The organism is Vibrio sp. 704, from assembly GCF_033339295.1.
In genome coordinates this window covers 1-690 of record NZ_JAWOUH010000459.1, presented here as the reverse complement: position 1 = coordinate 690, position 690 = coordinate 1, and the positions used below count along the sequence as shown (strand labels likewise).

General features: G+C 45.5%; 2 protein-coding genes. One reads left to right on the top strand and one right to left on the bottom strand.

Annotation, left to right across the window (positions count from 1 at the left end; all coding sequences use genetic code 11):
* A partial coding sequence (locus R7R24_RS27090) for a solute carrier family 23 protein (protein WP_318120174.1) occupies positions 1-478 on the top strand: 478 nt, incomplete at its 5' end.
* Positions 479-586: 108 nt separating this feature from the next.
* Here R7R24_RS27090 and R7R24_RS27085 read toward each other — a convergent pair.
* A partial coding sequence (locus tag R7R24_RS27085; protein WP_318120175.1) for a uracil phosphoribosyltransferase occupies positions 587-690 on the bottom strand: 104 nt, incomplete at its 5' end.

Here is a 690-nt window from a genome sequence, read left to right as displayed (position 1 = left end):
TGACGGAATCGCGACAATTGCAGCATCAATGGTTGGTGCGCCGCCAAACACTACTTACAGTGAAGTAACAGGCGCGGTAATGCTGACCAAAGCTTTCAACCCAGTAATCATGACTTGGGCTGCCATTACCGCTATTGTTCTTGCGCTGGTAGGTAAGCTAGGTGCGATTCTGCAAACCATTCCTGTGCCAGTAATGGGCGGCATCATGATTCTTCTGTTCGGTTCTATCGCAACCGTCGGTTTGAATACGCTGATTAAGAACAACGTTGATCTACACAAGTCTCGGAACCTAGTGATCGTTGCAGTAACACTGGTATTTGGTATCGGTGGTATGGCTTTCGGTATCGGCGAGTTCAGCCTACAAGGTGTAAGCCTATGTGGTATCGTGGCAATCCTTCTTAACCTAGTGCTGCCACACGACCTTGGTGAAAACCACGTGGTTGATAACGCTCAAATGGAAGAAGAAAGCGCGAAGTAATTCGACTGTGCGACTTTTAAGTGGCGCACTTTAACCTTTCTAAATAAATAAACAGCAACAAAAAAGGCTTGGTGAAAACCAAGCCTTTGTTTTATTCGGAGTAACTAATTACTTAGTACCGAAAATCTTATCACCTGCATCACCAAGACCAGGTACGATGTAGCCTTTATCGTTTAGCTTCTCATCGATTGCCGCAGTGTAAAGCTCAACGT